This is a genomic window from Pseudomonas sp. PDM18 (genome assembly GCF_014852585.1).
In the GTDB taxonomy this organism is placed as follows: Bacteria; Pseudomonadota; Gammaproteobacteria; order Pseudomonadales; family Pseudomonadaceae; genus Pseudomonas.
In genome coordinates, this window is sequence record NZ_JACVBX010000003.1 from 336804 (window position 1) to 363249 (window position 26446).

Here is a 26446-nt window from a genome sequence, read left to right on the forward strand (position 1 = left end):
AACCCCGCTTGTCAGGCACATGACCGCCTTTCATGTGCCAGCACCGGCACCTTGGGTTAGAATGCGCGCCTTTCCCCAGCACCCGATCCTTAAGAGGACCGCCATGTTCAGCCGTGATTTGACCCTCGCCCGCTACGATGCCGAACTCTTCGCCGCGATGGAGCAGGAAGCCCAGCGCCAGGAAGAGCACATCGAGCTCATCGCCTCCGAGAACTACACCAGCCCGGCGGTGATGGAAGCCCAGGGTTCGGTGCTGACCAACAAATACGCCGAAGGCTACCCGGGCAAGCGCTACTACGGTGGTTGCGAGTACGTCGACGTTGTCGAGCAACTCGCCATCGACCGCGCCAAGGAACTGTTCGGCGCCGACTACGCCAACGTCCAGCCGCACGCCGGCTCCCAGGCCAACGCCGCTGTCTACCTGGCCCTGCTGTCGGCCGGTGACACCATCCTGGGCATGAGCCTGGCCCACGGCGGTCACCTGACCCACGGCGCCAGCGTCTCCTCGTCCGGCAAGCTGTACAACGCTGTTCAGTACGGCATCACCGACGCCGGCCTGATCGACTATGACGAAGTCGAGCGCCTGGCGGTGGAGCACAAGCCGAAGATGATCGTCGCCGGCTTCTCCGCCTACTCCCAGGTCCTGGACTTCGCCCGCTTCCGCGCCATCGCGGACAAGGTCGGCGCCTACCTGTTCGTCGACATGGCCCACGTGGCCGGTCTGGTCGCCGCTGGCGTCTACCCGAACCCGGTACCGTTCGCCGACGTGGTCACCACCACCACCCACAAGACGCTGCGCGGCCCGCGCGGCGGCCTGATCCTCGCTCGCAAGAACGAAGAGATCGAGAAGAAGCTGAACTCCGCTGTCTTCCCGGGCGCCCAGGGTGGCCCGCTGGAGCACGTAATCGCCGCCAAGGCCGTGTGCTTCAAGGAAGCCCTGCAGCCTGAGTTCAAGGCCTACCAGCAGCAGGTCCTGAAGAACGCCCAGACCATGGCCAGCGTGTTTATCGAGCGCGGCTTCGACGTGGTTTCCGGCGGTACCCAGAACCACCTGTTCCTGCTGTCCCTGATCAAGCAGGACATCACCGGTAAGGACGCCGACGCCGCCCTGGGTCGTGCCTTCATCACCGTGAACAAGAACAGCGTACCGAACGACCCGCGCTCCCCGTTCGTCACTTCCGGCCTGCGCATCGGCACCCCCGCCGTGACCACCCGCGGCTTCAAGGAAGCCGAGTGCCGCGAGCTGGCCGGCTGGATCTGCGACATCCTGACCAACATGGGCGATGAGTCCGTGGTGGACGGCGTGCGCGAGAAGGTCAAGGCCATCTGCGCCAAGTTCCCGGTCTACGGCGCCTAAGCCGAACCCGCGAACCGCGAAAGGAAAAAGCCCGGCAGATGCCGGGCTTTTTCATGGGCGCCATATCCAGGATTCAGGCCAACCCTGTAGGAGCGAGCTTGCTCGCGAACGGTCTCCAGGTCAGCGCCTTGTCATGCGGTTCGCGAGCAAGCTCGCTCCTACGAAGAGCCACTCTGCCTTTTTATTGGGAAGCTACGGCTGCCCACCGGACTTCTGCTCCGGCTGCACCGGCACACCACGCAGCTCGTTGAGCCGACGCACCAGCGTCTGCGCCTCCTGCGGGCTGGCGAAGCCCTTGAGCATCACCTGCCCGTCGGTCACCACCCGCGTCACCTTGGGCAGCAGGCGTAGCTGCCCGTCGATGACCACCGCCAAGGCCTTGCCCTGCTCTTCCCGGGTCAGTTTCGCCAGGCGCTGGTTGGCCTCGGGGGTGAACAGCACGCGCACAGCCGGCTTGCCGTCGGCCACGCTGGCCAGTTCGGCGCGCTGCACGTCGCGCTGGGTCAGGGCGGGATTAGTGGTCACCAGCACAGCCTTGCCCTGCGGATCGGCCAGGGTGCGGGTGCTGGCCGTGGGCTTCTCGGCCACGGCATGGACATCGAACGTATGCTGCGGGGCCGACGGCGGCGCACCGGCACACGCACCCAGCAAAGAGGCGCCCAACAATGAGGCAAGGAGGATCGGAATAGAGCGTTTCATCGACGGAGAATCGGACAGGATGGCCCGGTCAGGCCAGGGTTATTGCCAAGGTCATGAACAGTCAGACCACCCACAGCGCACAAGTTGCACTCCCTTGGTCGGCGCTCGCGTCTAAGCTTGCAGACGAACGGATGCTGGCGGTCCGGTCAGAAATTCTCCGGCGCAGGACGAGCTGGTATCATGCGCGCCTTTTGCCGGTCACAAGAAAAGGCGCACGGCCCACCTGGGCATGCACCTTGCTTTTCCCGGCCAGAACGATAACGGCGCAAGAGCGTCACGGGGAGCCAAACATGCTGGAAAAGCTGTTCCAACTCAAGGCGCACAACACCACTGTGCGCACCGAGATCCTGGCGGGTATCACTACCTTCCTGACCATGGCCTACATTCTTTTCGTCAACCCGAGCATCCTCGGCGAGACGGGCATGGATAAGGGCGCGATCTTCGTGGCGACCTGCCTGGCGGCCGCCATCGGCTCGGCGGTGATGGGCCTGATCGCCAACTACCCGATCGCTCTGGCTCCCGGCATGGGCCTGAACGCCTTCTTCACCTACACCGTGGTCCTGCACATGGGCCACACCTGGCAGGTGGCCCTCGGTGCGGTGTTCCTCTCCGCGTGCATGTTCTTCATCATTTCGATCTTCCGCATCCGCGAATGGATCATCAACAGCATCCCGCTGGCGCTGCGCTCGGCCATCGCTGCCGGCATCGGCCTGTTCCTCGCGCTGATCGCGCTGAAGGAGTCGGGCATCGTCGTCGCCAACCAGGCCACCCTGGTGGGCATGGGTGACCTGGCCAAGCCGGCGCCGCTGCTGGCGATCCTCGGCTTCATCCTGATCGTCGCCCTGGAAGCCCGCCGCGTGACCGGCGCGGTGATGATCGGCATCCTCGTGGTGACCTTCATTTCCATCGCCATCGGCGTTTCCCAGTTCGGTGGCGTGGTGTCGATGCCGCCGTCACTGGCGCCGACCTTCCTGCAGCTGGATATCAAGGGCGCGCTGGACATCGGCCTGTTCAGCGTGATCTTCGCCTTCCTCTTCGTCGACCTGTTCGACAACTCCGGCACCCTGATCGGCGTGGCCAAGCGCGCCGGCCTGATGGGCAAGGACGGGCACATGCCGAAGATGGGCCGCGCCCTGATCGCCGACAGCTCCGCCGCCATGGTCGGTTCGCTGCTGGGCACCTCCACCACCACCAGCTACATCGAGTCGGCGGCTGGCGTTTCCGCTGGTGGCCGCACCGGCCTGACCGCCATCGTGGTCGCCGTGCTGTTCCTGCTGGCGCTGTTCTTCGCCCCGCTGGCCGGCAACGTACCGGCCTTCGCCACTGCACCGGCGCTGTTCTTCGTCGCCGTGCTGATGGCTTCGGGCCTGGCCGAGATCGACTGGGACGACCTGACCGTCGCCGCCCCGGTGGTAGTGACCGCACTGGCCATGCCGCTGACCTTCTCCATCGCCAACGGCATCGCCTTCGGCTTCATCACCTGGACCGCCTGCAAGCTGCTGTCCGGCCGCTTCCGCGAGCTGAACCCGGCGCTGGTGATCCTGTCGATCCTGTTCGTGATCAAGCTGGGCTGGTTCAACGCCTGATCTGATTCTCCCGGCATGGGTATCGCTGCGCTCCACCCATCCTACAAGTGACACTGATGTAGGATGGTGTGGAGCGAAGCGATACCCATCAAATGCCGCCGCCTCCACACGAGTTACCCGCCCCATGAGCAGTCCGCGTTTCGATCCCTCCCAATACGACAGCCAACTGGCCGAAAAGGCCGCGCGCCTGCGCGAGTTGCTGGCGCCCTTCGCCGCGCCAGAGCCGGAGGTGTTCGATTCGCCCCGCGAGCACTACCGCCTGCGCGCCGAGTTCCGCCTGTGGCGCGAGGGCGAGGCCCGCCACTACGCGATGTTCGAGCAGGGCGACAAGCACACGCCGATCCTGATTGAAGAGTTCCCCATCGCCAGCCGGCGCATCAACGAACTGATGCCGCGCCTGAAGGCCACCTGGGCCGAGCCGACGCTGGGCCACAAGCTGTTCCAGGTGGAGTTCCTGACCACCCTGGCCGGCGACGCCATGATCACCCTTTGCTACCACCGTCCGGTGGACGCCGCCTGGCAGACCGCCGCCGAGAAGCTCGCCACCGAACTGGGCGTGAGCATCGTCGGCCGCTCGCGCGGCAAGCGCCTAGTGGTGGGCCGTGACTACGTCAGCGAAGAACTGACCGTTGCCGGCCGCACCTTCCGCTACCGCCAGCCGGAGGGCGCCTTCACCCAGCCCAACGGCGAGGTCTGCCAGAAGATGCTCAACTGGGCTTACGAAGCTCTCGGCCAGCGCGACGACGACCTGCTGGAGCTCTACTGCGGCAACGGCAACTTCACCCTGCCGCTGGCCACCCGCGTGCGCAAGGTGCTGGCCACCGAGATCAGCAAGACCTCGGTGAACGCCGCCCTGGCGAACCTGGCCGACAACGCCGTGGACAACGTCACCCTGGTGCGCCTCTCCGCCGAGGAGCTGACCCAGGCGCTGAATGACGTGCGCCCGTTCCGCCGCCTGGCCGACGTCGACCTGAAGTCCTACGCGTTCGGCAGCGTGTTCGTCGACCCGCCACGCGCCGGCATGGACCCGGACACCTGCGAGCTGACCCGGCGCTTCGACAACATCCTGTACATCTCCTGCAACCCGGAGACCCTGGCGCAGAACATCGCCCAACTGCACGACACCCACCAGGTGAGCCGCTGCGCCCTGTTCGACCAGTTCCCCTATACGCACCACATGGAAGCCGGCGTCCTGCTGACCCGCCGCTGAAACCTTGCTGCACCGCCGCCCAACCAAGGGTTGGGCGGCGTGTCAGCGCAAGGCGGCTACGCTTGCGGGACAATGACAAGAGGCACGTCCATGTCCCGCCTGATCCTTCCCCTGCTCTGCCTGCTGCTGGCCGCCTGCGCCGGCACCGACCCCGCCAATATCAGTGTCTCCCCCGCGGCCAACGGCCAGCAAAGCACCTTCTTCATCCAGGCTGTGCGCGCCCAGGGCCACCGCGAGGACCTGGAAGATCGCTTCGATCTCGCCGTGCGTCGCGCACTGGAAGCCAAGGGCTACCGCTACCAGGACAATTCAGGGGAGCTGCGGGTGATCTACGCCGTCGGCCTGGATAGCCAGACCGGCATCGTCCAGCGCCCGGTGGTGACCGGCGCGGGTGTGATGACCCAGACACAGATCACCGACCAGGAACAGGCGCGCCTGGCGCTGCAGATTCTCGACGAGGCGAGCGGACAGGTGCTCTATCAGGCGCAGGTGGCGCGCCAGCTGCACGATCCGAAGATCACCCAGCAGGCCGTGGACGAAGGCATCGCCCGCCTGCTCAGGGATTTCCCCGTGCATGCGGGGAACTGAGGATCAGCTGTAGTTCGACGGCGACTTGCGCACGAACTTGATGCTGTACTTGAAGTCGGCCTTGCGCGTGACGCTGATGGCGCGGCGGGTGACGGTGTCGATGGTGATGTTCCAGTTGCCGGTGCTGGGCACCTTGATCTTCGCCGGGAAGCGGTCGAACGCGCCGCCGTGGTAGACGTGGCGCCCGCCATTCTTGAAGCTGCGGAAGGCGGCATCGGTCATCAGGCGGATGTTGCAGGTCATGGAGCACTCGATGACGACCAGATCGCCTTCGTTCAGGTGCTCACGTTGGTGTACGAACTTCATGCTGGCTCCGCCTTGCTTCTACCGCGAAATCAATACGATAGCACGGAGCGGGGGTTGCCCGGCAGCGGCGCCGCCAGCAGGCCACGCCGCTTATCCGAAGCTCAGAGCCCCTCGAAGTCCGCCTTGCGCTCCTCCGGCTCCTCTTCCTCGCGCACCACCACGTGGCGATGGCGCGACTGCCGCTCCAGCCAGTAGAGGGCGAAGATCGCCAGCGCCGAGATCACGCCGCGGTAGACCACGCCGGCCAGCTGCGCGTCCCATTCCATGCCACCTTCGGTCCAGGCGATCAGCAGGCGCGACAGCGTCAGGGTCAGCTGCACCAGGATCACCAGGATCAGCGCCGGCCGCACCAGCAGGCGCCGACGCAGGGCAAAGACGAGGAACAGCGCGAGCGCGAACTGGTGGCCGCCATAGAAGACGCGGGCGTCGCTTACCGACGACGGCTCCATCAGCAGCATGCCGCTGAGGTTGGCCATCTCGTAGGGGCGAATCCAGTAGAGCAGTCCCAGGCCACCCCAGACCAGAGCCTGGACCAGCAGGACGAGACGGGCGAAGAGCATCCGATTTCTCCTTGGCCTTGCAGCCATTGCCGAGCGTCCAACCCTGCGACTGACAGTCGCGGACGCACCACCGATCAGCTAGAGACCCCGCACGGCGCGGCAAGTTCGGGCAGCCGCGTCATATGGGGAAACAAACACCGGGTGGGGGCTGAAGACGCTCGGGAGTATGCTCGGCCGCGTTCGTATTTCGAGGTTCCGACCATGCGCACCCTGCTTCTGCTCACCGCCCTTGTCGCCGGCGCCGCCCAGGCCGCCGAGCCGCTGACCATCGACGTGCACCGCGATGCCAACTGCAGCTGCTGCAAGGACTGGATCAAGCACCTGGAAAGCAACGGCTTCACCGTCAACGACCACGTCGAGGCGGACATGAGTGCAGTGAAGACCAAACTTGGCGTGCCTTACAGCATGGGCTCGTGCCACACCGGCGTGATCGACGGAAAATTCGTCGAAGGCCACGTGCCAGCGGCCGATGTCCTCAAGCTGCGCGAGCGTGCCGATCTGGTCGGCGCCGCCGTACCGGGCATGCCGATGGGCTCACCGGGCATGGAGATGGGCGACCAGCACGACGCCTACCAGGTGGTCGGGCTGAACAAAGCCGGCCAGCGCGAGGTACTGGCGGACTATCCCGCTCACTGACGCCATACATCGAGGCACTCCCTCACCCCTGAGTGCGAGCGGAGGTGGGATGGGGCTTCCGGCGCGCGGGGCACTCTCCAGGTTCCCGCGCGACATGGCTCCGCGAGCCCGATGGGGTGAGGGACTCCAAAACGAAAAGGGCGGCCAGTTGGCCGCCCTTTTCTATTATCTGAACCCGGTCATTCTGACTTGGCCGGCAACAGGCCATCGGCGCGGAACATCGCCTTGATCCCGCGTACGGCCTGGCGCAGGCGGTCGCGGTTCTCGATCAGGGCGAAGCGCACGTGGTCGTCGCCGTAGTCGCCGAAACCGATACCCGGCGACACCGAGACCTTGGCGTCCTTGAGCAGCTTCTTGGCGAACTCCAGTGATCCCATGTGGGCGTAGGGTTCGGGAATCTTCGCCCAGATGTACATGGAGGCCTTGGGGTTCTCCACCATCCAGCCGGCCTCGTGCAGCCCCTTCACCAGCACGTCGCGGCGCTTCTGGTACTGGTCGGCGATATCGCGCACGCACTGCTGATCACCTTCAAGCGCGGCGATGGCGGCCACCTGCAGCGGGGTGAAGGTGCCGTAGTCGTGGTAGCTCTTGATCCGCGCCAGGGCCGAGACCAGCTCCGGGTTGCCGACCATGAAGCCGATGCGCCAGCCCGCCATGTTGTAGCTCTTGGACAGGGTGAAGAACTCCACCGCGATGTCCTTGGCGCCGGGCACCTGCATGATCGACGGGGCCTTCCAGCCGTCGAAGGTGATGTCCGCGTAGGCCAGGTCGTGCACCACCAGCACGTCATAGCGCTTGGCGAGGTCGACCACGCGCTCGAAGAAGTCCAGCTCCACGCACTGCGCGGTGGGGTTGGAGGGGAAGCCCAGGATCATCATCTTCGGCTTGGGGATGGATTCGCGGATCGCCCGCTCCAGCTCGTTGAAGAAGTCGATCCCCGGCACCAGCGGCACCGAGCGCACCTGGGCACCGGCGATCACCGCGCCGTAGATGTGGATCGGATAGCTGGGGTTGGGCACCAGGATGGTGTCGCCGTGGTCCAGGGTGGCCAGCATCAGGTGCGCCAGGCCTTCCTTGGAGCCGATGGTGACGATGGCCTCGGATTCCGGATCGATCTCGACCTCGTAGCGGTCGCGGTACCAGTGCGAGATGGCCCGGCGCAGGCGCGGGATGCCACGGGACGTGGAGTAGCCGTGGGTGTCTTCGCGCTGGGCGACCTGGCAGAGTTTCTCGACGATGTGCGGCGGCGTGGCCCCGTCCGGGTTACCCATGGACAGGTCGATGATGTCCTCGCCACGGCGGCGGGCGGCCATCTTCAGCTCGGCGGTGATGTTGAAAACGTAGGGGGGCAGGCGATCGATGCGCGCAAAGCGGCGAGCTGAACGGGGTTCAGTCATGGTGTCCTCTGATGAACGTAGGCGCCCGGAACCGTCCGAGCGACGCCGGCCACTGCGGTGGCCTGGAAAGCGCGGCGCTGTGAGCTGCGCTTTCTTGTCGGCGAACATATAGCTCGCTAGGCTGGCTGTCGAGTTTTTCTTTGCGCCGCTCAAGGGCGGCATCTGGAGGCCCATGTCCGCGCAACAGTACTGGCAACTCGACGTCTTCGCCGACCAACCGCTCACCGGCAACGGCCTGGCGGTGTTCCCCGACGCCCGCGGCATCCCCGCCCAGACCCTGCTGGCGCTGACCCAGGAGCTGCGCCAGTTCGAGTCGATCTTCCTGTTCCCGTCCGCCTCGCTGGACACCTACTCGGCACGCATCTTCACCGTCGACGAGGAACTGCCCTTCGCCGGCCACCCGGTGCTGGGCGCGGCCGCGCTGCTGCACCACCTGCACCAGCGCGGCGAGGAGGAGCTCTGGACGCTGGAACTGCCGGCCAAGGCCGTGAAGGTGGCCACGCGCCGCCGTGGCGCTGGCTTCCACGCCGAGATGAACCAGGGCGCGGCCGACTTCGGCAGCGTGCTCGACGATGACGCGCGCCGCTGGTTCGCCGAGGCTTTCTCGCTGAGCGCCAGCGATCTCGCCGACTATCCCGCCGCCGTGGTCAGCACCGGCCTGCCCTACCTGCTGCTGCCGGTACGCAGCGAGGCCCTGGGCCGCGTGCGCCAGCGCACGGATCTGGCAACCGAACTGGCCAAACTCAACGCCGCCTTCGTTTTCGTGCTGGATGTGGATAATCGCGAAGGCCGCACCTGGGACGGCGCCGGGATCATCGAGGACGTCGCCACCGGCAGCGCCGCCGGCCCCGTCGCCGCCTACCTGGTGGAACTGGGCAAGGCACGCCGCGGCGAGCTGTTCCAGCTGGCTCAGGGCCGCTTCGTCGGTCGCCCCAGCCGGCTCGACGTGCAGGTCGGCCAGGATGACGAGGTCCGCGTCGGCGGCGACGTGCAACTGCTCGCCCGCGCCGAACTGCTGCACCGTTTCGCCTGACGACCGGGCTGGCGGCCAGCCCCACCCGCGACAACACTGAACCCACCTGTTCGATGGAGATGCCGCCATGCAATGGCACAAAGGACGACGCAGCGACAACGTAGTGGATGCCCGCGATGACAGCGGCGGTGGTGGCATGGGCGGTGGCGGAGGCATGCGCATCGGCGGTCGCGGCCTGAGCCTGGGCGGCGTGGCCATCGTGGTGGTGATCGGCCTGCTCTCCGGGCAGGACCCGATGACCATCCTCGGCTCGCTGCTCGGCCAGATGGACGTCTCCCAGCAGCAGGCGCCAGCGCGGCCGACGCAAGGCAAGCCGGCCACCGGCAACGATCCACAGGTGGACTTCGTCCGCTCGATCCTCGGCGACACCGAGGACACCTGGGGCGAGATCTTCGCCCGCAGCAACCAGCAGTACGAGCAGCCCAAGCTGATCCTGTTCAATGGCGGGGTGAACTCGGCGTGCGGCTTCGCCTCCTCGGCGGTCGGGCCGTTCTACTGCCCAGGCGACCACCGCGTGTACCTCGACCTCGGTTTCTTCCGCGAGATGGAACAGAAGTTCTCCGCCGCTGGCGACTTCGCCCAGGCCTACGTGATCGCCCACGAAGTTGGCCACCACGTGCAGAACCTGCTGGGCATCTCCGCGAAGATCAACGCTGCCCGCCAGCGCGGCGCGCGCATGGAAGGCGCCAACGGGCTGTCGGTACGCCAGGAACTGCAGGCCGACTGCTTTGCCGGCGTCTGGGCCAACCACGCCCAGCAGCGCCTGAACTGGCTGGAGCCGGGGGACGTGGAAGAAGCGCTGAACGCCGCCAACGCCATCGGCGACGACCACCTGCAGCGCCAGGCGCGCGGAACGGTGATGCCCGACTCCTTCACCCACGGTTCATCCGCGCAGCGCGTGCGCTGGTTCAAGATCGGCTTCGAGAGCGGCGCACCGGGCAAGTGCGATACCTTCAAAGCGCAGACGCTGTAACGTCTTTATCGGGTTCGCAGGCAGGCTCGCTCCTACAGAGAGCGCTACGGCGCCGGGCGTGGCCGTAGGAGCGAGGGGGAAACCTGATTCATGCTCGCGGACCGCCAGATGCCCAGTCCTACAGATAACGCCTGAGCAGGTCCAGGAAGTACCCCGGATCAAGCGGCTTGACCATGAAATCCAGCACGTTCAGCCGCATCGCCTCAATCACGTCACGGGCGTTCGCCTGGCCGGAAAGGACGATTATCGGCAGGAATGTGCCGACCTCGTTCAACTCACGGATCAGCTCCAGCCCCGCGCCCTCGTGCTCCATGCGCAGGTCGGTCACCAGCAGGTCGATATCGGATTCGTCGCGACGGATACGCCGCAGCGCTTCGGCTGCGCTGCCGGCTGTCAGGCAGCGGAAATTCGCGCCCTCGATCAACTCGCGCATCTCGGCCAGCACCTCGCGCTCATCGTCGACCACCAGCACCAAGGGCTTGCGCGGCGCCTGCGCGGTGACTTCGCGCAGCGCTTCGAGCTCCTCCTCATCGAGGACGACACGACTGATCATGGATGCCACACCGCAGATAGAGGCCCGATGCCAGCAGTCTAGATGGCAATGAGCCTTTAGTCCCATCGCCCAGCGAGCGCGGCGCAAAAAAAGGGCCGCAACAAGTGCGGCCCTGGAAATACGCCGGCAGTGCCGACGTCGTGGAATATCAGCCTGCCTTGGCGAGCCCGGCCTGACCAAGGCGCTCGGCGATCTCGCCGAGGATCGCCGGGTCGTCGATAGTGGACGGTGGTGCATAGCTCTCGCCGTCGGCGATCTTGCGCAGCACCGCTCGCAGTATCTTGCCCGAGCGGGTCTTGGGCAGACGCTTGACTACCACCGCACGCTGGAAGCAGGCCAGCGCGCCGATACGCTCACGCACCAGCGCCACCAACTCGCGCTGCAGGTTGGCCTCGGTCGCCTGCGCGCCATCCTTGAGTACCACCAGCCCCAGCGGCACATGGCCCTTGAGGTCGTCCTGCACGGCGATCACCGCGCACTCGGCGACCGACTCGTGCAGCGCCAGCAGCTCTTCCATCTCGCCGGTGGACAGGCGGTGGCCGGAGACGTTAATCACGTCGTCGGTGCGGCCCATGATGTAGACGAAGCCCTCCTCGTCCACATAGCCGCCGTCGCCGGTGTGGTAGTAGCCGGGGTAGGTCTTCAGGTACGCCTGCAGGTAGCGCGGGTGGTCGTTCCACAGCGTTTGCGCGCAGCCGGGCGGCAGCGGCAGGGCGATGACGATGGAGCCCTGCTCGTTCGCCCCGAGCAGCCGGCCCTCGTCATCCACCACCTGCACGTGATAACCAGGTACCGCGCGATTGGTAGAGCCCGCACGCAGATCGTGGTCGCCCAGGCCTGTGCAAGGTGCGGTCACCGGCCAGCCGGTCTCGGTCTGCCACCAGTGGTCATGCACCGGCTTACCGGTGAGTTCCTCCAGCCAGTGCTGGGTGCTGCTGTCGAGCTTCTCGCCGGCGAGGAACAGGTGACGCAGCGAGCTCAGGTCGTAGCGCTTGAGTAACTCGCCCTGCGGATCTTCCTTACGTATCGCGCGGATTGCCGTGGGCGCGCAGAACAAGCTGTTGACCTTGTGCTCCTCGATCACCCGCCAGTAGCTGCCGGCGTCGGGCGTGCGCACCGGCTTGCCCTCGTAGAACACCGTGGTGCAGCCATTCATCAGCGGTCCGTAGACGATCAGCGAGTGACCGACTACCCAGCCGACGTCGGAAACTCCCCACCAGACATCCCCCGGCTGCAGGCCGAAGATGGTCGGCAGCGCGTAGCTCAACGCCACCGCGTGGCCGCCATTGTCGCGCACGATGCCCTTGGGTTTCCCCGTAGTGCCGGAGGTGTACATGATGTACAGCGGGTCGCCACTGGCGACTTCCACCGGGTCGGCCGGTTGCGCACGGGCCAGGCTTTCGCGCCAGTCGAGGTCACGGCCGGCCTGCAATTCGGCCATCGCCTGCGGGCGTTGCAGCACCAGCACGTGGGCCGGCTTGTGGCTGGCCAGTTCCAGGGCCTTGTCCACCAGCGGCTTGTATTCGATCACCCGCTCGAACTCCAGCCCACAAGAGGCGGTGAGCACCAGTTTGGGCCTGGCGTCGTCGATGCGCAGCGCCAACTCGTGGGGCGCGAAGCCGCCGAAGACCACCGAGTGCACCGCACCGAGCCGGGCGCAGGCAAGCATGGCCATGGCTGCCTGCGGCACCATCGGCATGTAGATGATCACCCTGTCCCCCTTCCCCACACCCAAAGCGCGCAGGGCGCCGGCCAGACGCGCGACTTCATCGCGCAGCTCCAGGTAGCTAAAGCGCTGCTGGGTGCCAGTCACAGGGGAGTCGTAGATCAGCGCGGCCTGCTTGCCGCGGCCGAGTTCGATCTGCCGGTCGAGGGCGAGGTAGCAGGTGTTCAGGCGGCCATCGGCAAACCAGCGATGGCTGCCGTCAGGCAAGGCCTGCAGGGCGTCCTGCGGCGCGCGGTACCAGGCCACACGGCCGGCCTGCTCGGCCCAGAAGGCGGAAGGCTCCGCGATGGAGCGGTCATGGGACTGCCGGTAACTCATCGTCACTGCCTCTTATTGTTGTTATCGAGGTCGAACAACGAGTATGGACGGGGATCGCCACCCCACCATCAACCTTTGGTCGTAGTCCTGCCGCGCGCCGCGGAAGCGGGCCGGCAGTATTGCTTTGCAGGATTTTTCAGCGAAGCGGCGCGACGGTGGATAGAGCGCTCTGGAATGGTGGCTGGAGAGTTTCCGGTAGCGCCGCCACCGCATGTCGGCGACCACAAGTCGCACCTTCTACCACCATGTGACGGGACTACACTGAAAGTCCCTTTTCACCTGACAGCACAGGGGTGAGTACCGTGAACATCCTCGTCCGTCCGTCCCACTTGCGCAAAGACCAGCCATGGGAAGTCTGCCTCGACCAGCAGGCCGTGGGTTTCCGCAGCGAGCTCGAGGCGCGCAGTTTCGTCGCTACCCTCGAGGCCCGACTGAAGGCCCCGCACCGACTACCCGAACAGGTGCAAGGCGCCGCCAGCTGATCAGGCCGCGCGTTCGCTGATCTGGCCGCTCAGCCAGCCGAGCACGGCAGCCACCAGGCCGCAGACGGTGATGACCACTGCCATCGGCAGTGCCGAGCCATCGTGCAATGCACCGACCAGCGCCGAAGCGCCGGCCGCGACGGTGAACTGCAGGCTGCCCATCAGCGCCGAAGCACTGCCCGCGTGCCGGCCTTGGCTGGCCATGGCGCAGGCCGACGAGTTGGGCAGCAGGAAACCCAGGCTTGCGATGGCGCCGAACAACGGCACCAGCAGCGGCCACAGGTGGTCGGGCTTGGCCAGGGTGATCGCCAGCAGCGCCACGCCGCAACCGAAGTACACCCACACCGCCCGGCGCAGCCAGAACCCCGGACCGCGATAACGCAACAGCCGCGCATTGACCTGCGCCATCAGGATGAAGCCCGCCGCGTTGCTGCCGAAGATCCAGCCGTAGTGCTCGGCCGGCACGCCGTAGAGCTCGATGAAGACGAAGGGCGAGCCCGCGATATAGGAGAACATCCCGGCGATGGCGACCCCGCCGGTGAGCGCGTAGGTGATGAAGGATCGGTCGCGGAACAGTGCGCGGTACTGCTTCAGTGCGCCGCGCAACGGTGGGCGCGGCCCGCTCGGGATGGTCTCGGGCAGCCATCGCGCGATGGCGACACCGGCCAGGGCGCTGAACAGCGTCAGGCAATAGAAGATCGACTGCCAGCCGGACAGGCTCAGCAGCAGCCCGCCGCCCAGTGGCGCGAGGATCGGCGCCAGGCCCATCACCAGCATCAGTTGCGAGAAGGCCTTGGCGGCAGCAATCGGGTCGCACAGGTCACGCACTACCGCCCGCGAGATCACCATCCCCGCACAACCACCGAGCGCCTGGACGAAGCGCGCGCCGATCAGCCATTCCAGGTTCGGCGCGAAGGCGCAGGCGAGCGACGCCAGGGTGAAGATGCTCACCCCCAGCAGCAACGGGATGCGCCGGCCGATGCGATCAGCCAGCGGGCCGTAGAGCAGTTGGCCGATGGCGAGACCGGCGAAGTAGGCCGACAGGCTCAGTTGGATGTGTTCGACGTCGGTACCGAAGGATTGCGCCAGTGCTGGGAAGCTGGGCAGGTAGAAGTCGATGGCCATGGGCCCGAAGGCGCTCAGCGCGCCGAGGATCAGCAGGATGCGGAGATTCATGGATCACCTGGTCACACGCGTCCGCCGAAGGGCGGCTGGGGCCGCAGGCAGGTCAGTGTGGATAACGAGTTGGCGCACAGGAAAGGCGCAGCGAAGCCATGCATTGTGGCGAGCGGCGGAAAATTAGCAAGCTCCCTAAGCAACTCCCCACATAAAGCGAGGAGCGGGCCCGGCCGCGCTGGCCGGGCCTGTTGCAGCATCAGGCCTCGTGGACGCCCTCTGGTGCGGGCTTCGCCTTGGCCTTGCGGCCGCTGAGCTTGTCCGCGGCCGACTCCACCAGCATGTAGAACATCGGGATGAGGAAGGTCGCCAGCAGGGTCGCGGCGAGCATGCCGCCGATCACCCCGGTGCCGATCGAGTGACGGCTCGCGGAGCCGGCGCCGGTGCTGATGGCCAGCGGCACGCACCCCAGGATGAAGGCCAGCGAGGTCATCACGATGGGGCGGAAGCGCAGCTTGGCCGCCTCCAGCGCCGCCTCGACCGGCCCCATACCCTGTTCCTCGCGGCACAGCACGGCGAACTCGATGATCAGGATGGCGTTCTTCGCCGCCAGGCCGATCAGGGTCACCAGGCCGACCTGGAAGTACACGTCGTTATCCAGCCCGCGCAGCCAGATCGCCAGGATCGCCCCGAACACTGCGAAGGGCACGGCAGTGACCACCGCCAGCGGCAGAGTCCAGCGCTCGTACTGGGCGGCGAGGATGAGGAACACCAGGATCAGGCCGAAGATGAACGCGGTGCTGCCCGAGCCCTGGGTCGCCAGCTCCTGGTAGGCCGAGCCGATCCAGGCCAGCGAGTATTCCTCGCCCAGAACTTCATCCGCCACCGCCTGCATGGCCGCCAGCGCCTGGCCGGAGCTGTAGCCCGGCGCCGGGCCACCGAGCAGCTTGGCCGCCGGGAATACGTTGAAGCGCGCGTAGGAGTCCGGGCCGAGGATGCGCTTGACCGACACCAGGGTGGTCAGCGGCACCAGGTCGCCGGTGGACGAGCGCACGAAGACCTGGCTGAGGTCGTCCGGCTTGCGGCGGAACTCCGGCTCCGACTCCAGGGAGACCTGCCAGGTCCGCCCGTAGAGGGTGAAGTCGTTGACGTAGTAACTGCCGAAGGTGGACTGCATGGCCGTGAATACGTCGTTGATCGCCACGCCCAGGGACCGCGCCTTGGTGCGGTCCAGGTCGACGTAGTACTGCGGCACGTTGGCGTTGAAGGTCGTGTTGACCCCCGCCAGCTCGGGGCGCTTGGCCGCGGCTGCGAGGAACTTCATGGTCACCTCTTCGAGCTGCTCGGAGGTGCCGCCGCTGCGGTCCTGGATGTAGGCCTCGAAGCCGCCGGTGGTACTCATGCCAGTGATCGGTGGCGGGTTGAAGGACATTACCACCCCGTCCTCCTGGCCGGCGCCCATCTTCATGAATTCGCGGGTCAGGTTGCGCGCGTCCAGTTCGGGCGTCGTACGCTCCTTCCAGTCCTTGAGCGGCACGAAGGACACACCTGCGTTGCTGCGGGTGCCGAAGGTGAGGATGTCGAAACCGGCGAAGGTCACCACGTCCTGCACTGCCGGATGCTTCATCAGCTGGTGGGTCACGTCGTTGGTGAGCTTCTCGGTGCGGCTCAGCGAGGCCGCCGGCGGCAGGAAGTAGGCGTTGAGCACATAGCCCTGATCCTCGTCGGGCACCAGTGAGCCGGGCACGCGACCGAACAGGATGACCAGCAGGGCGATCATGCCGCCAAACAGCAGCAGGCCGAGGGCCGCACGCTTGAGGAAGAACTGCACCCCGGCGCCGTAACCGTTGGTGATGCGTTCGAAGGTACGGTTGAACCAGCGGAACGGCGCGGCCGGTTCCTTGTGCTCGGCCTTGAGGATCAGCGCGCACAGCGCTGGCGACAGGGTCAGCGCGACGATGCCGGAGATCACTACCGATACCGCAATGGTGATCGCGAACTGCTTGTACATCTGCCCGGCCAGGCCGCCGAGGAAGCCGACCGGGATGAACACAGCGCAGAGCACCAGCACGATGGCAACGATCGGCCCGGTCACCTCCTCCATGGCCTTGATCGCCGCTTCCTTCGGGCTGAGTTTCTCCGTGCGCATCACCCGTTCGACGTTTTCCAGCACCACGATGGCATCGTCCACCACGATGCCGATCGCCAGCACCATGCCGAACAGCGACAGCAGGTTGATCGAGAAGCCCATCAGGTACATGCCGGCGAAGGTGCCGACCAGCGATACCGGGATCGCCAGTACCGGGATCAGCGTCGCGCGGAGGTTCTGCAGGAAGATGAAGACCACCACCATCACCAGGATCAGCGCCTCGATAAAGGTGTGGATCACCTCCTCGATGGAGACCTTCACGAAGGTGGTGGTGTCGTACGGGATCTTGTACGTGATGCCCTGCGGGAAACGCTTGGACATGGCGTCCATGTGATCGCGCACGGCCTGGGCGGTATCCAGCGCGTTGGCGCCCGGCTGCAGGTAGATACCGAAGGCGGCGTTCTGCTGGCCATTGAGCGACGTGACCAGGGAGTAGTCCTGCGCGCCCAGTTCGACCCTCGCCACATCCTTGAGCAGCAGGCTGGCGCCAGTGGAGTCACTGCGCAGGATGACGTTCTCGAACTCCTTGGGATCGGTGAATCGCCCCTGCGCGGTAGCCATGTAGGTGAAGTCCTGCGGCTCCTTCATCGGCTGCTGGCCGAAACTGCCGGCGGCGAACTGCGAGTTCTGCTCGCGGATCGCGTTGACCACGTCGGTGGGCGTCAGGTTGTACTGCGCCAACTTGTCCGGGCGCAGCCAGACCCGCATGGCGTAGTCCTTGGAACCGAACTGGCTGACGTCGCCGACGCCGGGGATCCGCTTGAGGTCGTCGATCACGTTGATCAGCGCGTAGTTGCTGATGAAGATCGGGTCGCGGGAGTTGTCCGGCGAGAACAGCGTCACCACCTGCAGGATGTCGGAGGATTTCTTCTCCACCTTCACGCCCTGCCGGCGCACTTCCTCGGGCAGCTTGGCGAGCGCGGCCTGCACCTTGTTGTTGACGTCGATGGTTGCCTGGTCGGGGTCGGTGCCGACCTCGAAGTACACGGTCAGGCTCATGGCGCCGCTGGCGTCAGAGTTGGACAACTGGTAGATCATGCCCTCCACGCCGTTGATTTCCTGCTCCAGCGGAGCGGCCACGGTTTCGGCGATGACCTGGGAACTGGCGCCCGGGTAGGAGGCCGTCACGGACACTTCCGGCGGCACGATTTCCGGGTACTGGGCAATGGGCAGCGCACGCATGGCCACCAGACCCGCGAGCAGGATCACGATGGAAATCACCATCGCGAACACGGGACGTTCGATGAAGAAGCGCGAGATCACGATAGGCGCTCCTTAAGACTGGGTAGAGGCGGAGCCGGCTGCAGATTCCTGCGCGCCACCTTCCACGGCCTTGACCGGCTGGTCGGGGCGCACCTTGAGGATGCCATCGACAATCACCCGATCCCCATCGTCCACACCGGCGTCGATGATCCAGCGGCCATCCACGGTCTTGCTGGTGGTGACCTGGCGCACGCGGGCATAACTGTCCTTGTCCACCACGTAGACGAAGGTGCCGCGCGGGCCCTGGGCCAGGGCACGCTCGGGCAGGGTCACGGCGTTGCTCTGGGTGATCCCGGTGATCAGGATGCGCACAAACTGGCCGGGGATCAGCAGGTTGTGCGGGTTGGGCACCACGGCGCGGGCGTTCACGGTGCCGGTACCGGTGTTGACGAAGCTGTCGGTGAAGTCGACGACGCCTTCGATGGGGTACTTGCTGCCATCGCCGAAGCGCAGCTCGGCGGTCAACTTTCCGTCCTTGGGCAGGATGTAGCGGCCGCTCTTCACGCCGTCGTTCATCTGCGTCGCCTGGGTGTCGGGGTAGGCGAAGTTGACGTACACCGGGTCGAGCTGGGTGAGTTTGGTCAGCAGGCTGGAGTTCGGGTCGCTGGCCACCACCAGGCTGCCTTCGGAGCGCACTTCCTTGCTCGCCATGCCGGAGATCGGCGCGGTCACAGTGGTGTAGTTGAGGTCGATCTGCTTGGCCTGGACGTTGGCGCGGGCGGCCTCGACGTCGGCCTTGGCCTGTTCGAAATCGGAGGTGTAGCGGTCCAGTTCGCTTTCACTGGCGAAGCCCTTGGCCTGCAGTTCACGAATCCGCCTCAGGTCACGCTCGGTTTGCCGATAGCGAGCCTGGGTCTGCGCCAGCGACCCCTTGGCCTGGCCCAGCGAGGCCTGGTAGGGACGAGGGTCGATGCGGAACAGCACCTGGCCCTCCTTCACCGGCCGGCCTTCCTCGTAGGTGCGGCGCTGCAGGATGCCGCTGACCTGAGCGCGCACTTCCACTTCGCGGTAGCCCGCAGTCCGCGCGGCGTACTCGAAGGTCAGGGGTACTGGGGCGCTCTTGGCCACTTCGACCGTCACTGCCGGGGGCGGCGGCGCTGCCGTAGCCGGTTTGTCCTCGGCCTGGGCCCAGGCAGCAAACAGGACTGGCAACCCAACGACAGCAAGTGCGACGGGCAAACGACGGGCAAACGGCATGTAACCTCTCCATGGAAATGACTGACTGCGGAACCCCAAAAGACGACGACTGTGTGACTTTTACCTACGCCAGTGTCTGTAAAGCACTGTTAGCGCAATAAAATCAGTAAACTGCCGGTCACCCAGTGATCCTAGCCTGTATACCACCAAGCGCCATGCGAAGAACTAAAGAAGATTCGGAACGAACCCGTCAGACGATTCTCGACTCGGCTGAAGGCCTTTTCTTTGCGAAAGGCGTCTCAAATACGAGCCTGGAAGAGATCGCGCGCGCTGCTGGCGTCACTCGCGGAGCGGTGTACTGGCACTTCCAGAACAAGGCGCACCTGTTCAACGACATGCTCAACCAGGTTCGCCTGCCGCCTGAGCAACTGGCACAGCGGCTGTCCGGGTGCGATGGTCACGACCCGATCGAATCGCTGTTCCAGCTCAGCGTGGAAGTGGTCGAGAACCTCGCCCGCGATGAACAGCGTCGGCGCATCCTCACCATCCTCCTGCAGCGCTGCGAGTTCACCGATGAACTGCGCGACGCCGAGGAGCGCCACAACCAGTTCGTCCGGCAATTCATCGAACTTTGCGAGCAGTTGTTCAACCGCGAGGATTGCCGCACGCGTCTGATGCCCGGCGTGTCGCCCAAGATTGCCTCGCGCGCGGTGCATGCGATGATCTTCGGCCTGCTCAGCGACTGGCTGCGCGACCCGGCCCTGTTCGACCCGCTACAGGAAACCCGCGAGCTGTTCGACGCCGTGTTCCGTGGCCTGATACGCGACTGGCACCCGGCGCAGGCATAAGGGGCCGGCAGGACGCCGGCCCGGAAGGGATGACACTTCAGGCCGCCTCGGCCTCGTAGCCTTCCTCGCGGATCGCCGCGAGGATCGCGGGTTCGTCCAGCCGGCTGGCGACGCGGACTTCACCGGCGCCCAGGTCGACCTGCACGTCCGCCGCCGCGTCCAGCGCCTGTACAGCCTGGGTGATGGCGCGCACGCAGTGTCCGCAGCTCATGCCTTTGACATTGAAGGTGTGCATGGAATCTCTCCTCTAATGGATTGAAGCGTTGGATGCAGTCTCAACCTTTCCACCGTGGCAAGGTCAAGCCTCTCGCGTTGCCCTCTCCTTGCACTTGTCCTACGTCAGCCTCTCAGCCAAGCTGCGGAAATAGCTGACTCGTCGGAGAACGCCATGCGCCGTTCCCTTTTAATTGCCGCCGGCCTCGCCGCTGCCCTGCCCTTCGCAAGCCTGCCCTTCAGTGCCTGGGCCGACGGCATGCCCGAGGAACCCTCGGCGCCGGCCGTACCCACCTCCCCGGCCACGCCACCGCCAAGCACGCCCGGTTCCTGGCCGGTGCCCGACGCCCAGCCGGTCGCCTATGCCGTGCTGATCGTCAGCCGCGAGCGGCTGGATACCGGCACCGCCTGCGACATCGACCTATATGTGCAGGACGAAAAGGTCTCGCGCCTGCAGCCCGAAGGTGAAATCGCCCTGAACCTGCCGCCGGGCGAGGTTTCCCTGCGCCTGCAGACCGCCAACTCCGGCCTCTGCCGTAGTGGCATCCAGCCGTTGCGCGCACAGTCGGTGCAGTTGCACGCTGGCGAAGTGCGCAAGTTCCGCATCGCCAACAGCGAGAGCGGGCTGTATCTCATGCCGGTCTCCAGCGGCAGCTGATCCCGGCCTCGGCTTTGACCTGCGACAAGATGACAGCAAACGAGGGTTGACCTTGCCCTCGTGTCAAGGTTGATGCTATCGGGGAACTTCAGGGAGAAGCCCCATGAACAGCGCCAACCCCATCGAACTCGACCTCCCCGTCTCCGGGATGACCTGCGCCAGTTGTGCAGGCCGGGTCGAGCGCGCCCTGCGCAAAGTGCCCGGCGTGCAGGACGCCAGCGTCAACCTCGCCAGCGAGCAGGCCCGCGTGCAGCTCGCCGCGCCATCCAGCGGTGAGACCCTGCCGGCGCTGGTGGCCGCCGTCGAACAGGCTGGCTACCAGGTACCGGCCCACAGCCTGGAACTGAGCATCGAAGGCATGACCTGCGCCAGCTGCGTCGGCCGCGTCGAACGCGCCCTGAACAAGGTTCCCGGCGTGCGCTCGGCCAGCGTCAACCTGGCCAGCGAGCGCGCCCACGTCGAACTGCTCGGCGCAGTGGATGCCGGCGCGCTGATCGCCGCCGTCGACAAGGCCGGCTACAAGGCCCGCCCCATCGAACCCGACCAGCCCGCCGTGGACCCGGCGGTTGCCCGTCTGGCGCGCGAGCGCTGGTGGCTGGCCGCCGCTATCCTGCTGTCCCTGCCGCTGGTGCTGCCGATGGTGGGCGACTGGATCGGGCAGCACTGGATGCTACCGGCCTGGGTGCAATTCCTCCTCGCCACCCCCGTGCAATTCCTCATCGGCGCACGCTTCTATGTGTCCGCCTACAAGGCAGTGCGCGCCCGCAGCGGCAACATGGACCTGCTGGTCGCCCTGGGCACCAGCGCCGGCTACGGCCTGAGCCTGTACCTCTGGTACGCCGCCGCTCCCGGGCAGATGCCGCACCTGTACTTCGAAGCCAGCGCCGTGGTCATCACCCTGATCCTGCTCGGCAAGTACCTGGAAAGCCGCGCCAAGCGCCAGACCGCCGCTGCCATCCGCGCCCTTGAGGCCTTGCGCCCGGAGCGCGCCACCCGCGTTCGGGACGGCGTCGAGGAGGACGTCGCCATCGCCGAACTGCGCCTGGGTGACGAAGTATTGGTACGCCCCGGCGAACGCTTCCCGGTGGACGGCGAAGTCCTTGCCGGGCAGAGCCACGCCGATGAAGCCCTGATCACCGGCGAAAGCCTGCCGGTGCCCAAGGACGTCGGAGATCCTGTCACCGGCGGAGCTATCAACGGCGAAGGCGTGCTGCGCGTGAAGACCACTGCGCTGGGCGGCGAGACCGTGCTGGCCAGAATCATCCGCCTGGTGGAAGACGCCCAGGCCGCCAAGGCGCCCATTCAGAAGCTGGTGGACAAAGTCAGCAACGTATTCGTCCCGGTGGTGATCGGCATCGCCCTGGTCACCCTGGTCGGCTGGCTGATCGCCGGCGCCGGCTGGGAACAGGCACTGATCAACGCCGTGGCCGTGCTGGTCATCGCCTGCCCCTGCGCCCTCGGCCTCGCCACCCCGACCGCGATCATGGCGGGCACCGGCGTGGCGGCGAAACACGGCATCCTGATAAAGGACGCCGAGGCGCTGGAAGTCGCCCACGCGGTGACTGCCGTGGCCTTCGACAAGACCGGCACACTCACCTCAGGCCAGCCGCGCGTCACTAACCTCGCGGCAAACGGTGACGAGGCCGAGGCCTTCGCCCTGGCCGGCGCCCTGCAACGCGGCAGCGAGCATCCGCTGGCCCGCGCCGTGCTCGACGCCTGCGCCGAACGCAGCCTGAACCCTGCCGCTGCCGAGGCTACCCAGGCTCTGACCGGCCGAGGCATCCAGGGCCGCATCAACGGCCGTCTGCTCGCCCTGGGCAACCGCCGGATGCTCGACGAAGCCCAGCTGCAGCCCGGCGCACTCATTGGATCGGCACAGCGCTGGGAAGCCGAAGGCCGCACCCTGTCCTGGCTCATCGAGCGCGAGCCGCAGGCACGGGTGATCGCCCTGTTCGCTTTCGGCGACAGCCTCAAGGAAGGCGTGAAGATCGCCATCGACGCCCTGCGCGAGCGCGGCATCGCCAGCCACCTGATCACCGGCGACAACCGTGGCAGCGCCAAGGTCGTGGCCGACGCCCTGGGCCTGGACGACGTGCACGCCGAGGTATTACCCGGCGACAAGGCCGCCGTGGTCGGCGCACTGCGCCAGCAAGGCAAGGTCGTAGCGATGGTCGGCGATGGCATCAACGACGCCCCGGCACTGGCCGCGGCGGACGTGGGTATCGCCATGGGTGGCGGCACCGACGTCGCCATGCACGCCGCTGGCATCACCCTGATGCGCGGCGATCCGCGCCTGGTTCCGGCGGCGCTGGATATTTCCCGGCGCACCTACGCAAAGATCCGCCAGAACCTGTTCTGGGCGTTCATCTACAACCTGGTGGGCATCCCGCTGGCTGCCTTCGGCCTGCTCAACCCCATGGTCGCCGGCGCGGCGATGGCCGCCTCCAGCGTCAGCGTGGTGAGCAACGCCCTGCTGCTCAAGCGCTGGAAACCCCAGGACCACCAATAAGCCCGCGCCCGCGCCGAAAGAGCGCGGGCGTTCGCTCAGGAGAGATCGGCATGAACATCGGCGAAGCGGCGAAGAAGAGCGGTCTGACCGCGAAAATGATCCGCTACTACGAATCCACCGGCCTGCTGGCCCCCGCCGGCCGCAGCGCCAGTGGCTACCGCCACTACAGCGAGCAGGACCTGCACACCCTGGCGTTCATCCGCCGCTCGCGGGACTTCGGCTTCTCGCTGGAGGAAGTCGGCCAACTGCTCGCCCTCTGGCAGGACCGCGCCCGCGCCAGCGCCGATGTGAAGGCCTTGGCCGCCCGGCACATCGACGAACTCAACCGCAAGATCGCCGAACTCAGCAGCCTGCGCGACACCCTGCAGGAGCTGAGCGACCACTGCCAGGGCGACCACCGCCCGGACTGCCCGATCCTCAAGGACCTGGAGTCGGGGAATTGCTGTCACTGAAGGCTATTCCATCCCGTAGGGTGCATAACGCCGCAGGCGTTATCCGCCATATCGGATAACGGCGGATAAAGCGTTCCGCTTTATCCGCCCTACGCGCTGGCCACTGCGCGGCGACGCCACAGCGAAGCCGGCAGCACGGTCACGGCGAGGCCGACGAACACCAGTACGCACGCCATCCAGTCCTGGGTGGTGAGGTCTTCGCCAAGGAACAGCCAGCCCGACAGCAGGCCCGACACCGGCACGGCCAGGGCGAAGGGCGTGACCTGGCTGGCCGGGTAGCGACGCAGCAGGAAACTCCACAGGCCGAAGCCGACGGTGGTGGCGAGGAAGGCGATGTAGAGCAGCGCCCCCGCCCCTCCCCAACTGATATTCAGCACGGCGTGCTCGATGGCCTCCTGGCCTTCGAATATCCACGACAGCACCAGTAGTGGCAGCGGCGGGATCAGGCTGACCCAACTGATCAGGCGCAACATGTCGCTGGCGCCGGAGCGCTTGGTGGCGATGTTGGAGAAGGCCCAGGCCAGCGCGGCGGCGATCACCAGCAGGAAGGCCACCAGGCTGTCGCCCATCGGGCGCTCCAGGCCGATCAGCAGCAGGCCGCCGGCAGCCAGCGCCAGGCCGATCAGCGCGCGAGGGCTGGGGCGCTCGCCGAGGAAGGCGGCGGCAATCAGTACGGTGAAGAACACCTGGCTCTGCAGCACCAGCGACGACAGGCCGGCCGGCATGCCGATGTGCATGCCGACAAACAGCAGGCCGAACTTGACCACACCCAGCAGCACGCCGATCTGCACGATGCGCCAGAACGGCGCCGGCAGCGGGCCGCGCAGGAAGATCAACGGCAGCGCCGCCAGGGCGAAGCGCAGGGCACAGAACAGCAGCGGCGGGAAGTCGTGCAGGCCGACCTTGATCACGACGAAGTTGACGCCCCAGATCAGGGTGACCAGCAGGGCGAGGAGAACGTGGCGGAGGGGCATGGCAGAGCGCTCGGGGTAGGATCAGGCAAAACTAACAGCCCGCGTCTGAAATGTATGGATACAGTTGAGGGCTTACAGTTCTTTCGCAAGACCAGACGGGAATCCAACCCAGGCCAAAACAGGAACCGTGTGTAGGATGGTGTGGAGCGAAGCGATACCTATCAATCCCGGGAAACCATCAGCATGGGTATCGCTGCGCTCCACCCATCCCACGCAGAGCATGACGGCAATATCGGCGAAGAGGATTTACAGGGTCTCGATGCGCAGCTTCGGCCAGCTCGCCGACCAGTTCTTCGCGGCGATACGCTCGCGGTAGAGGTGCGGCTTGGCGCGGAAATGCTCGGTCGGCCGGACGCGCAGTTCCCAGATTTCCGAGATGCCCAACGGCGCCAGCAGTTCCAGCGAATCCCCCCGCAAGCGCAGCGCTACCGCCGTGCAGACCTCCGGCCAGTGGCACATTGCATCTCCGCAATTCCGGTAGGGCGAATCACCGTTACGCAAGTGCATCCGCGCCTGATTACGCACGGACCAAGGCGCGTCCGGGCAGGCCTCCAGCAGCCGGCGCTCCCAGGCGTAGTCTGCTTCGGGCTCCAGGTTGTCGGCCGCGAAATACAACACGTCTATATCGCTGAGTGGCGTCGGCTCGCTGTATTCGTGCAAAGCGTCCCACACCGCGTTGCGCACGAAACCGGCAGCGATCCAGGCGCCTTCCGGGCCGTGATCGCGCACCACGCGCAGCAGATGTAGGCGTTCGGGTTGCCCGGCGATCAGTGCCAGAAGCTCCGACTCGCCGGGCAATGGGCTCAGGCCTGCTCCCACGGCGGGGGCGGAGGCTCGTCGCGTTGCGGCGGGGCGTCCTGGGCGGCGCGGCCGGCTTCGCGGCGCTCCTGCTCGCGCATGGCCTCGGCGATTTCCCGCAGCACCGAATCCACGTCCGCCTCATCTTCCGGATCGTCGAAGTGCCCGGTCAACGGGGTGTCCGGCTGCAGCTTGCCGTCCTCGTAGAGGGCCCACATTTCCTTGGCGTAGTGGGTGTACTTGAGCTCCGGGGCGAAGCGGCCGAAGTACGCGGCCATGTTGCCCACGTCGCGCTCGAGCATGCGGAAGGCGTGGTTGTTGCCGGCGGCGTCCACGGCCTGCGGCAGGTCGATGATCACCGGACCGTCCGGACCGACCAGCACGTTGAATTCCGACAGGTCGCCATGCACGAGGCCCGCACAGAGCATCATGACGATCTGGCGGATGAGGAATTCGTGGAAGTCGCGGGCCAGCTCGGGCTCCATCACCACGTCGTTCAGGCGCGGCGCGGCGTCGCCCTCTTCGTCGGCGACCATCTCCATCAGCAGCACGCCGTCGAGGAAATCGTACGGCTTGGGTACACGCACGCCGGCGTTGGCCAGGCGGAACAACGCAGCCACCTCGGCGTTCTGCCAGGCGTCTTCCTGTTCCTTGCGGCCGTACTTGGTGCCTTTGGCCATGGCGCGGGCCTGGCGGCTGTTGCGCACCTTGCGGCCTTCCTGGTACTCGGCGGCCTGGCGGAAGCTGCGTTTGTTGGCTTCCTTGTAGACCTTGGCGCAACGCAGCTCGGCGCCGCAGCGCACCACGTAGACCGCTGCTTCCTTGCCGCTCATCAGCGGGCGCAATACTTCATCGATCAGGCCGTCTTCGATCAACGGCTCCAGGCGTTTCGGGGTTTTCATCAG

General features: G+C 66.1%; 23 protein-coding genes and 2 pseudogenes. 12 read left to right on the top strand and 13 right to left on the bottom strand.

Annotated elements, in window-relative coordinates; all coding sequences use genetic code 11:
* Window positions 1-103 precede the first annotated feature (103 nt).
* Window positions 104-1357 (top strand): serine hydroxymethyltransferase, encoded by a 1254-nt coding sequence (glyA, locus tag IB274_RS09505; protein WP_024763060.1) that lies wholly within the window; start codon window positions 104-106, stop codon window positions 1355-1357.
* 192 nt (window positions 1358-1549) lie between these two features.
* On the opposite strand, the gene IB274_RS09510 is transcribed toward glyA, so the two are convergent.
* Window positions 1550-1945, bottom strand: coding sequence for a SecDF P1 head subdomain-containing protein (locus tag IB274_RS09510; protein WP_318652866.1), 396 nt, complete (start codon window positions 1943-1945; stop codon window positions 1550-1552).
* A gap of 401 nt (window positions 1946-2346) precedes the next feature.
* Here IB274_RS09510 and IB274_RS09515 point away from each other — a divergent pair, with 401 nt between their 5' ends.
* The 3 genes from IB274_RS09515 to IB274_RS09525 all read left to right on the top strand — a co-directional run bounded on the left by IB274_RS09515 (window position 2347) and on the right by IB274_RS09525 (window position 5440).
* Entirely contained in the window at window positions 2347-3642 is a 1296-nt protein-coding gene (locus tag IB274_RS09515) for an NCS2 family permease (protein ID WP_081517309.1), read from the top strand.
* Between the two features lie 124 nt (window positions 3643-3766).
* A complete protein-coding gene (trmA, locus tag IB274_RS09520) occupies window positions 3767-4852 on the top strand; it encodes a tRNA (uridine(54)-C5)-methyltransferase TrmA (protein WP_192431712.1) in 1086 nt (361 codons plus the stop codon).
* 90 nt (window positions 4853-4942) lie between these two features.
* Complete coding sequence (locus IB274_RS09525; RefSeq protein ID WP_192431713.1) at window positions 4943-5440, top strand: DUF4136 domain-containing protein; 498 nt, start codon at window positions 4943-4945, stop codon at window positions 5438-5440.
* Window positions 5441-5443: 3 nt separating this feature from the next.
* On the opposite strand, the gene IB274_RS09530 is transcribed toward IB274_RS09525, so the two are convergent.
* Complete coding sequence (locus tag IB274_RS09530; RefSeq protein WP_017521653.1) at window positions 5444-5746, bottom strand: DUF1883 domain-containing protein; 303 nt, start codon at window positions 5744-5746, stop codon at window positions 5444-5446.
* Window positions 5747-5847: 101 nt separating this feature from the next.
* The gene (locus tag IB274_RS09535) at window positions 5848-6306 is read right to left on the bottom strand and encodes a DUF4345 family protein (RefSeq protein WP_088421695.1); all 459 of its coding nucleotides are present in this window, start codon (window positions 6304-6306) and stop codon (window positions 5848-5850) included.
* A gap of 184 nt (window positions 6307-6490) precedes the next feature.
* Here IB274_RS09535 and IB274_RS09540 point away from each other — a divergent pair.
* Window positions 6491-6942, top strand: a pseudogene (locus tag IB274_RS09540) (DUF411 domain-containing protein).
* A gap of 179 nt (window positions 6943-7121) precedes the next feature.
* Here the strand turns inward: IB274_RS09540 and alaC are convergent.
* Window positions 7122-8339: an alanine transaminase gene (gene alaC / locus IB274_RS09545; protein ID WP_192431715.1), complete on the bottom strand. Its 1218-nt coding sequence runs from the start codon at window positions 8337-8339 to the stop codon at window positions 7122-7124.
* A gap of 172 nt (window positions 8340-8511) precedes the next feature.
* Here alaC and IB274_RS09550 point away from each other — a divergent pair, with 172 nt between their 5' ends.
* Entirely contained in the window at window positions 8512-9372 is an 861-nt protein-coding gene (locus IB274_RS09550; protein ID WP_192431716.1) for a PhzF family phenazine biosynthesis protein, read from the top strand.
* A gap of 67 nt (window positions 9373-9439) precedes the next feature.
* Window positions 9440-10345 carry a neutral zinc metallopeptidase gene (locus IB274_RS09555; protein WP_192431717.1) on the top strand — a complete coding sequence of 302 codons (906 nt, stop codon included), beginning with the start codon at window positions 9440-9442 and terminating at the stop codon, window positions 10343-10345.
* A 118-nt stretch (window positions 10346-10463) separates the two neighbouring features.
* Here the strand turns inward: IB274_RS09555 and IB274_RS09560 are convergent, their stop codons facing one another.
* Together IB274_RS09560 and IB274_RS09565 are read right to left on the bottom strand one after the other, a co-directional pair.
* On the bottom strand, window positions 10464-10898 hold the full coding sequence (locus IB274_RS09560) for a response regulator (protein ID WP_192431718.1): 435 nt from the start codon (window positions 10896-10898) through the stop codon (window positions 10464-10466).
* Window positions 10899-11046: 148 nt separating this feature from the next.
* Window positions 11047-12942 (bottom strand): propionyl-CoA synthetase, encoded by a 1896-nt coding sequence (locus IB274_RS09565; RefSeq protein ID WP_192431719.1) that lies wholly within the window; start codon window positions 12940-12942, stop codon window positions 11047-11049.
* A gap of 302 nt (window positions 12943-13244) precedes the next feature.
* Here IB274_RS09565 and IB274_RS09570 point away from each other — a divergent pair, with 302 nt between their 5' ends.
* Window positions 13245-13424: a hypothetical protein gene (locus IB274_RS09570; protein ID WP_192431720.1), complete on the top strand. Its 180-nt coding sequence runs from the start codon at window positions 13245-13247 to the stop codon at window positions 13422-13424.
* Here the strand turns inward: IB274_RS09570 and IB274_RS09575 are convergent, their stop codons facing one another.
* The 3 genes from IB274_RS09575 to IB274_RS09585 all read right to left on the bottom strand — a co-directional run bounded on the left by IB274_RS09575 (window position 13425) and on the right by IB274_RS09585 (window position 19149).
* Window positions 13425-14600 (bottom strand): multidrug effflux MFS transporter, encoded by a 1176-nt coding sequence (locus IB274_RS09575; RefSeq protein WP_192431721.1) that lies wholly within the window; start codon window positions 14598-14600, stop codon window positions 13425-13427. It abuts the gene before it with no gap.
* Between the two features lie 199 nt (window positions 14601-14799).
* On the bottom strand, window positions 14800-17952 hold the full coding sequence (locus tag IB274_RS09580; protein WP_192431722.1) for an efflux RND transporter permease subunit: 3153 nt from the start codon (window positions 17950-17952) through the stop codon (window positions 14800-14802).
* Window positions 17953-17964: 12 nt separating this feature from the next.
* On the bottom strand, window positions 17965-19149 hold the full coding sequence (locus IB274_RS09585) for an efflux RND transporter periplasmic adaptor subunit (protein ID WP_192431723.1): 1185 nt from the start codon (window positions 19147-19149) through the stop codon (window positions 17965-17967).
* A 155-nt stretch (window positions 19150-19304) separates the two neighbouring features.
* On the opposite strand from IB274_RS09585, the gene IB274_RS09590 reads away from it, so the two are divergent.
* Complete coding sequence (locus IB274_RS09590) at window positions 19305-19937, top strand: TetR family transcriptional regulator (protein WP_192431724.1); 633 nt, start codon at window positions 19305-19307, stop codon at window positions 19935-19937.
* 37 nt (window positions 19938-19974) lie between these two features.
* Here IB274_RS09590 and IB274_RS09595 read toward each other — a convergent pair whose 3' ends face one another.
* The gene (locus IB274_RS09595; protein ID WP_081517296.1) at window positions 19975-20172 is read right to left on the bottom strand and encodes a heavy-metal-associated domain-containing protein; all 198 of its coding nucleotides are present in this window, start codon (window positions 20170-20172) and stop codon (window positions 19975-19977) included.
* 153 nt (window positions 20173-20325) lie between these two features.
* Between IB274_RS09595 and IB274_RS09600 the strand changes: the two genes are divergently transcribed.
* The 3 genes from IB274_RS09600 to cueR all read left to right on the top strand — a co-directional run bounded on the left by IB274_RS09600 (window position 20326) and on the right by cueR (window position 23769).
* Window positions 20326-20808, top strand: a complete 483-nt coding sequence (locus IB274_RS09600) for a hypothetical protein (protein WP_192431725.1) — start codon at window positions 20326-20328, stop codon at window positions 20806-20808.
* A gap of 103 nt (window positions 20809-20911) precedes the next feature.
* Window positions 20912-23317, top strand: a complete 2406-nt coding sequence (locus IB274_RS09605) for a heavy metal translocating P-type ATPase (protein WP_192431726.1) — start codon at window positions 20912-20914, stop codon at window positions 23315-23317.
* Window positions 23318-23367: 50 nt separating this feature from the next.
* The gene (gene cueR / locus IB274_RS09610) at window positions 23368-23769 is read left to right on the top strand and encodes a Cu(I)-responsive transcriptional regulator (protein WP_081517293.1); all 402 of its coding nucleotides are present in this window, start codon (window positions 23368-23370) and stop codon (window positions 23767-23769) included.
* Window positions 23770-23857: 88 nt separating this feature from the next.
* Here the strand turns inward: cueR and IB274_RS09615 are convergent.
* The 3 genes and pseudogenes from IB274_RS09615 to IB274_RS09625 all read right to left on the bottom strand — a co-directional run.
* Window positions 23858-24743, bottom strand: a pseudogene (locus IB274_RS09615) (EamA family transporter); the annotation flags it as partial.
* Between the two features lie 246 nt (window positions 24744-24989).
* Window positions 24990-25541, bottom strand: a complete 552-nt coding sequence (locus IB274_RS09620) for a nucleotidyltransferase family protein (RefSeq protein ID WP_192431800.1) — start codon at window positions 25539-25541, stop codon at window positions 24990-24992.
* A gap of 5 nt (window positions 25542-25546) precedes the next feature.
* Entirely contained in the window at window positions 25547-26443 is an 897-nt protein-coding gene (locus IB274_RS09625; protein ID WP_081517288.1) for a PA4780 family RIO1-like protein kinase, read from the bottom strand.
* Between the last annotated feature and the right edge of the window lie 3 nt (window positions 26444-26446).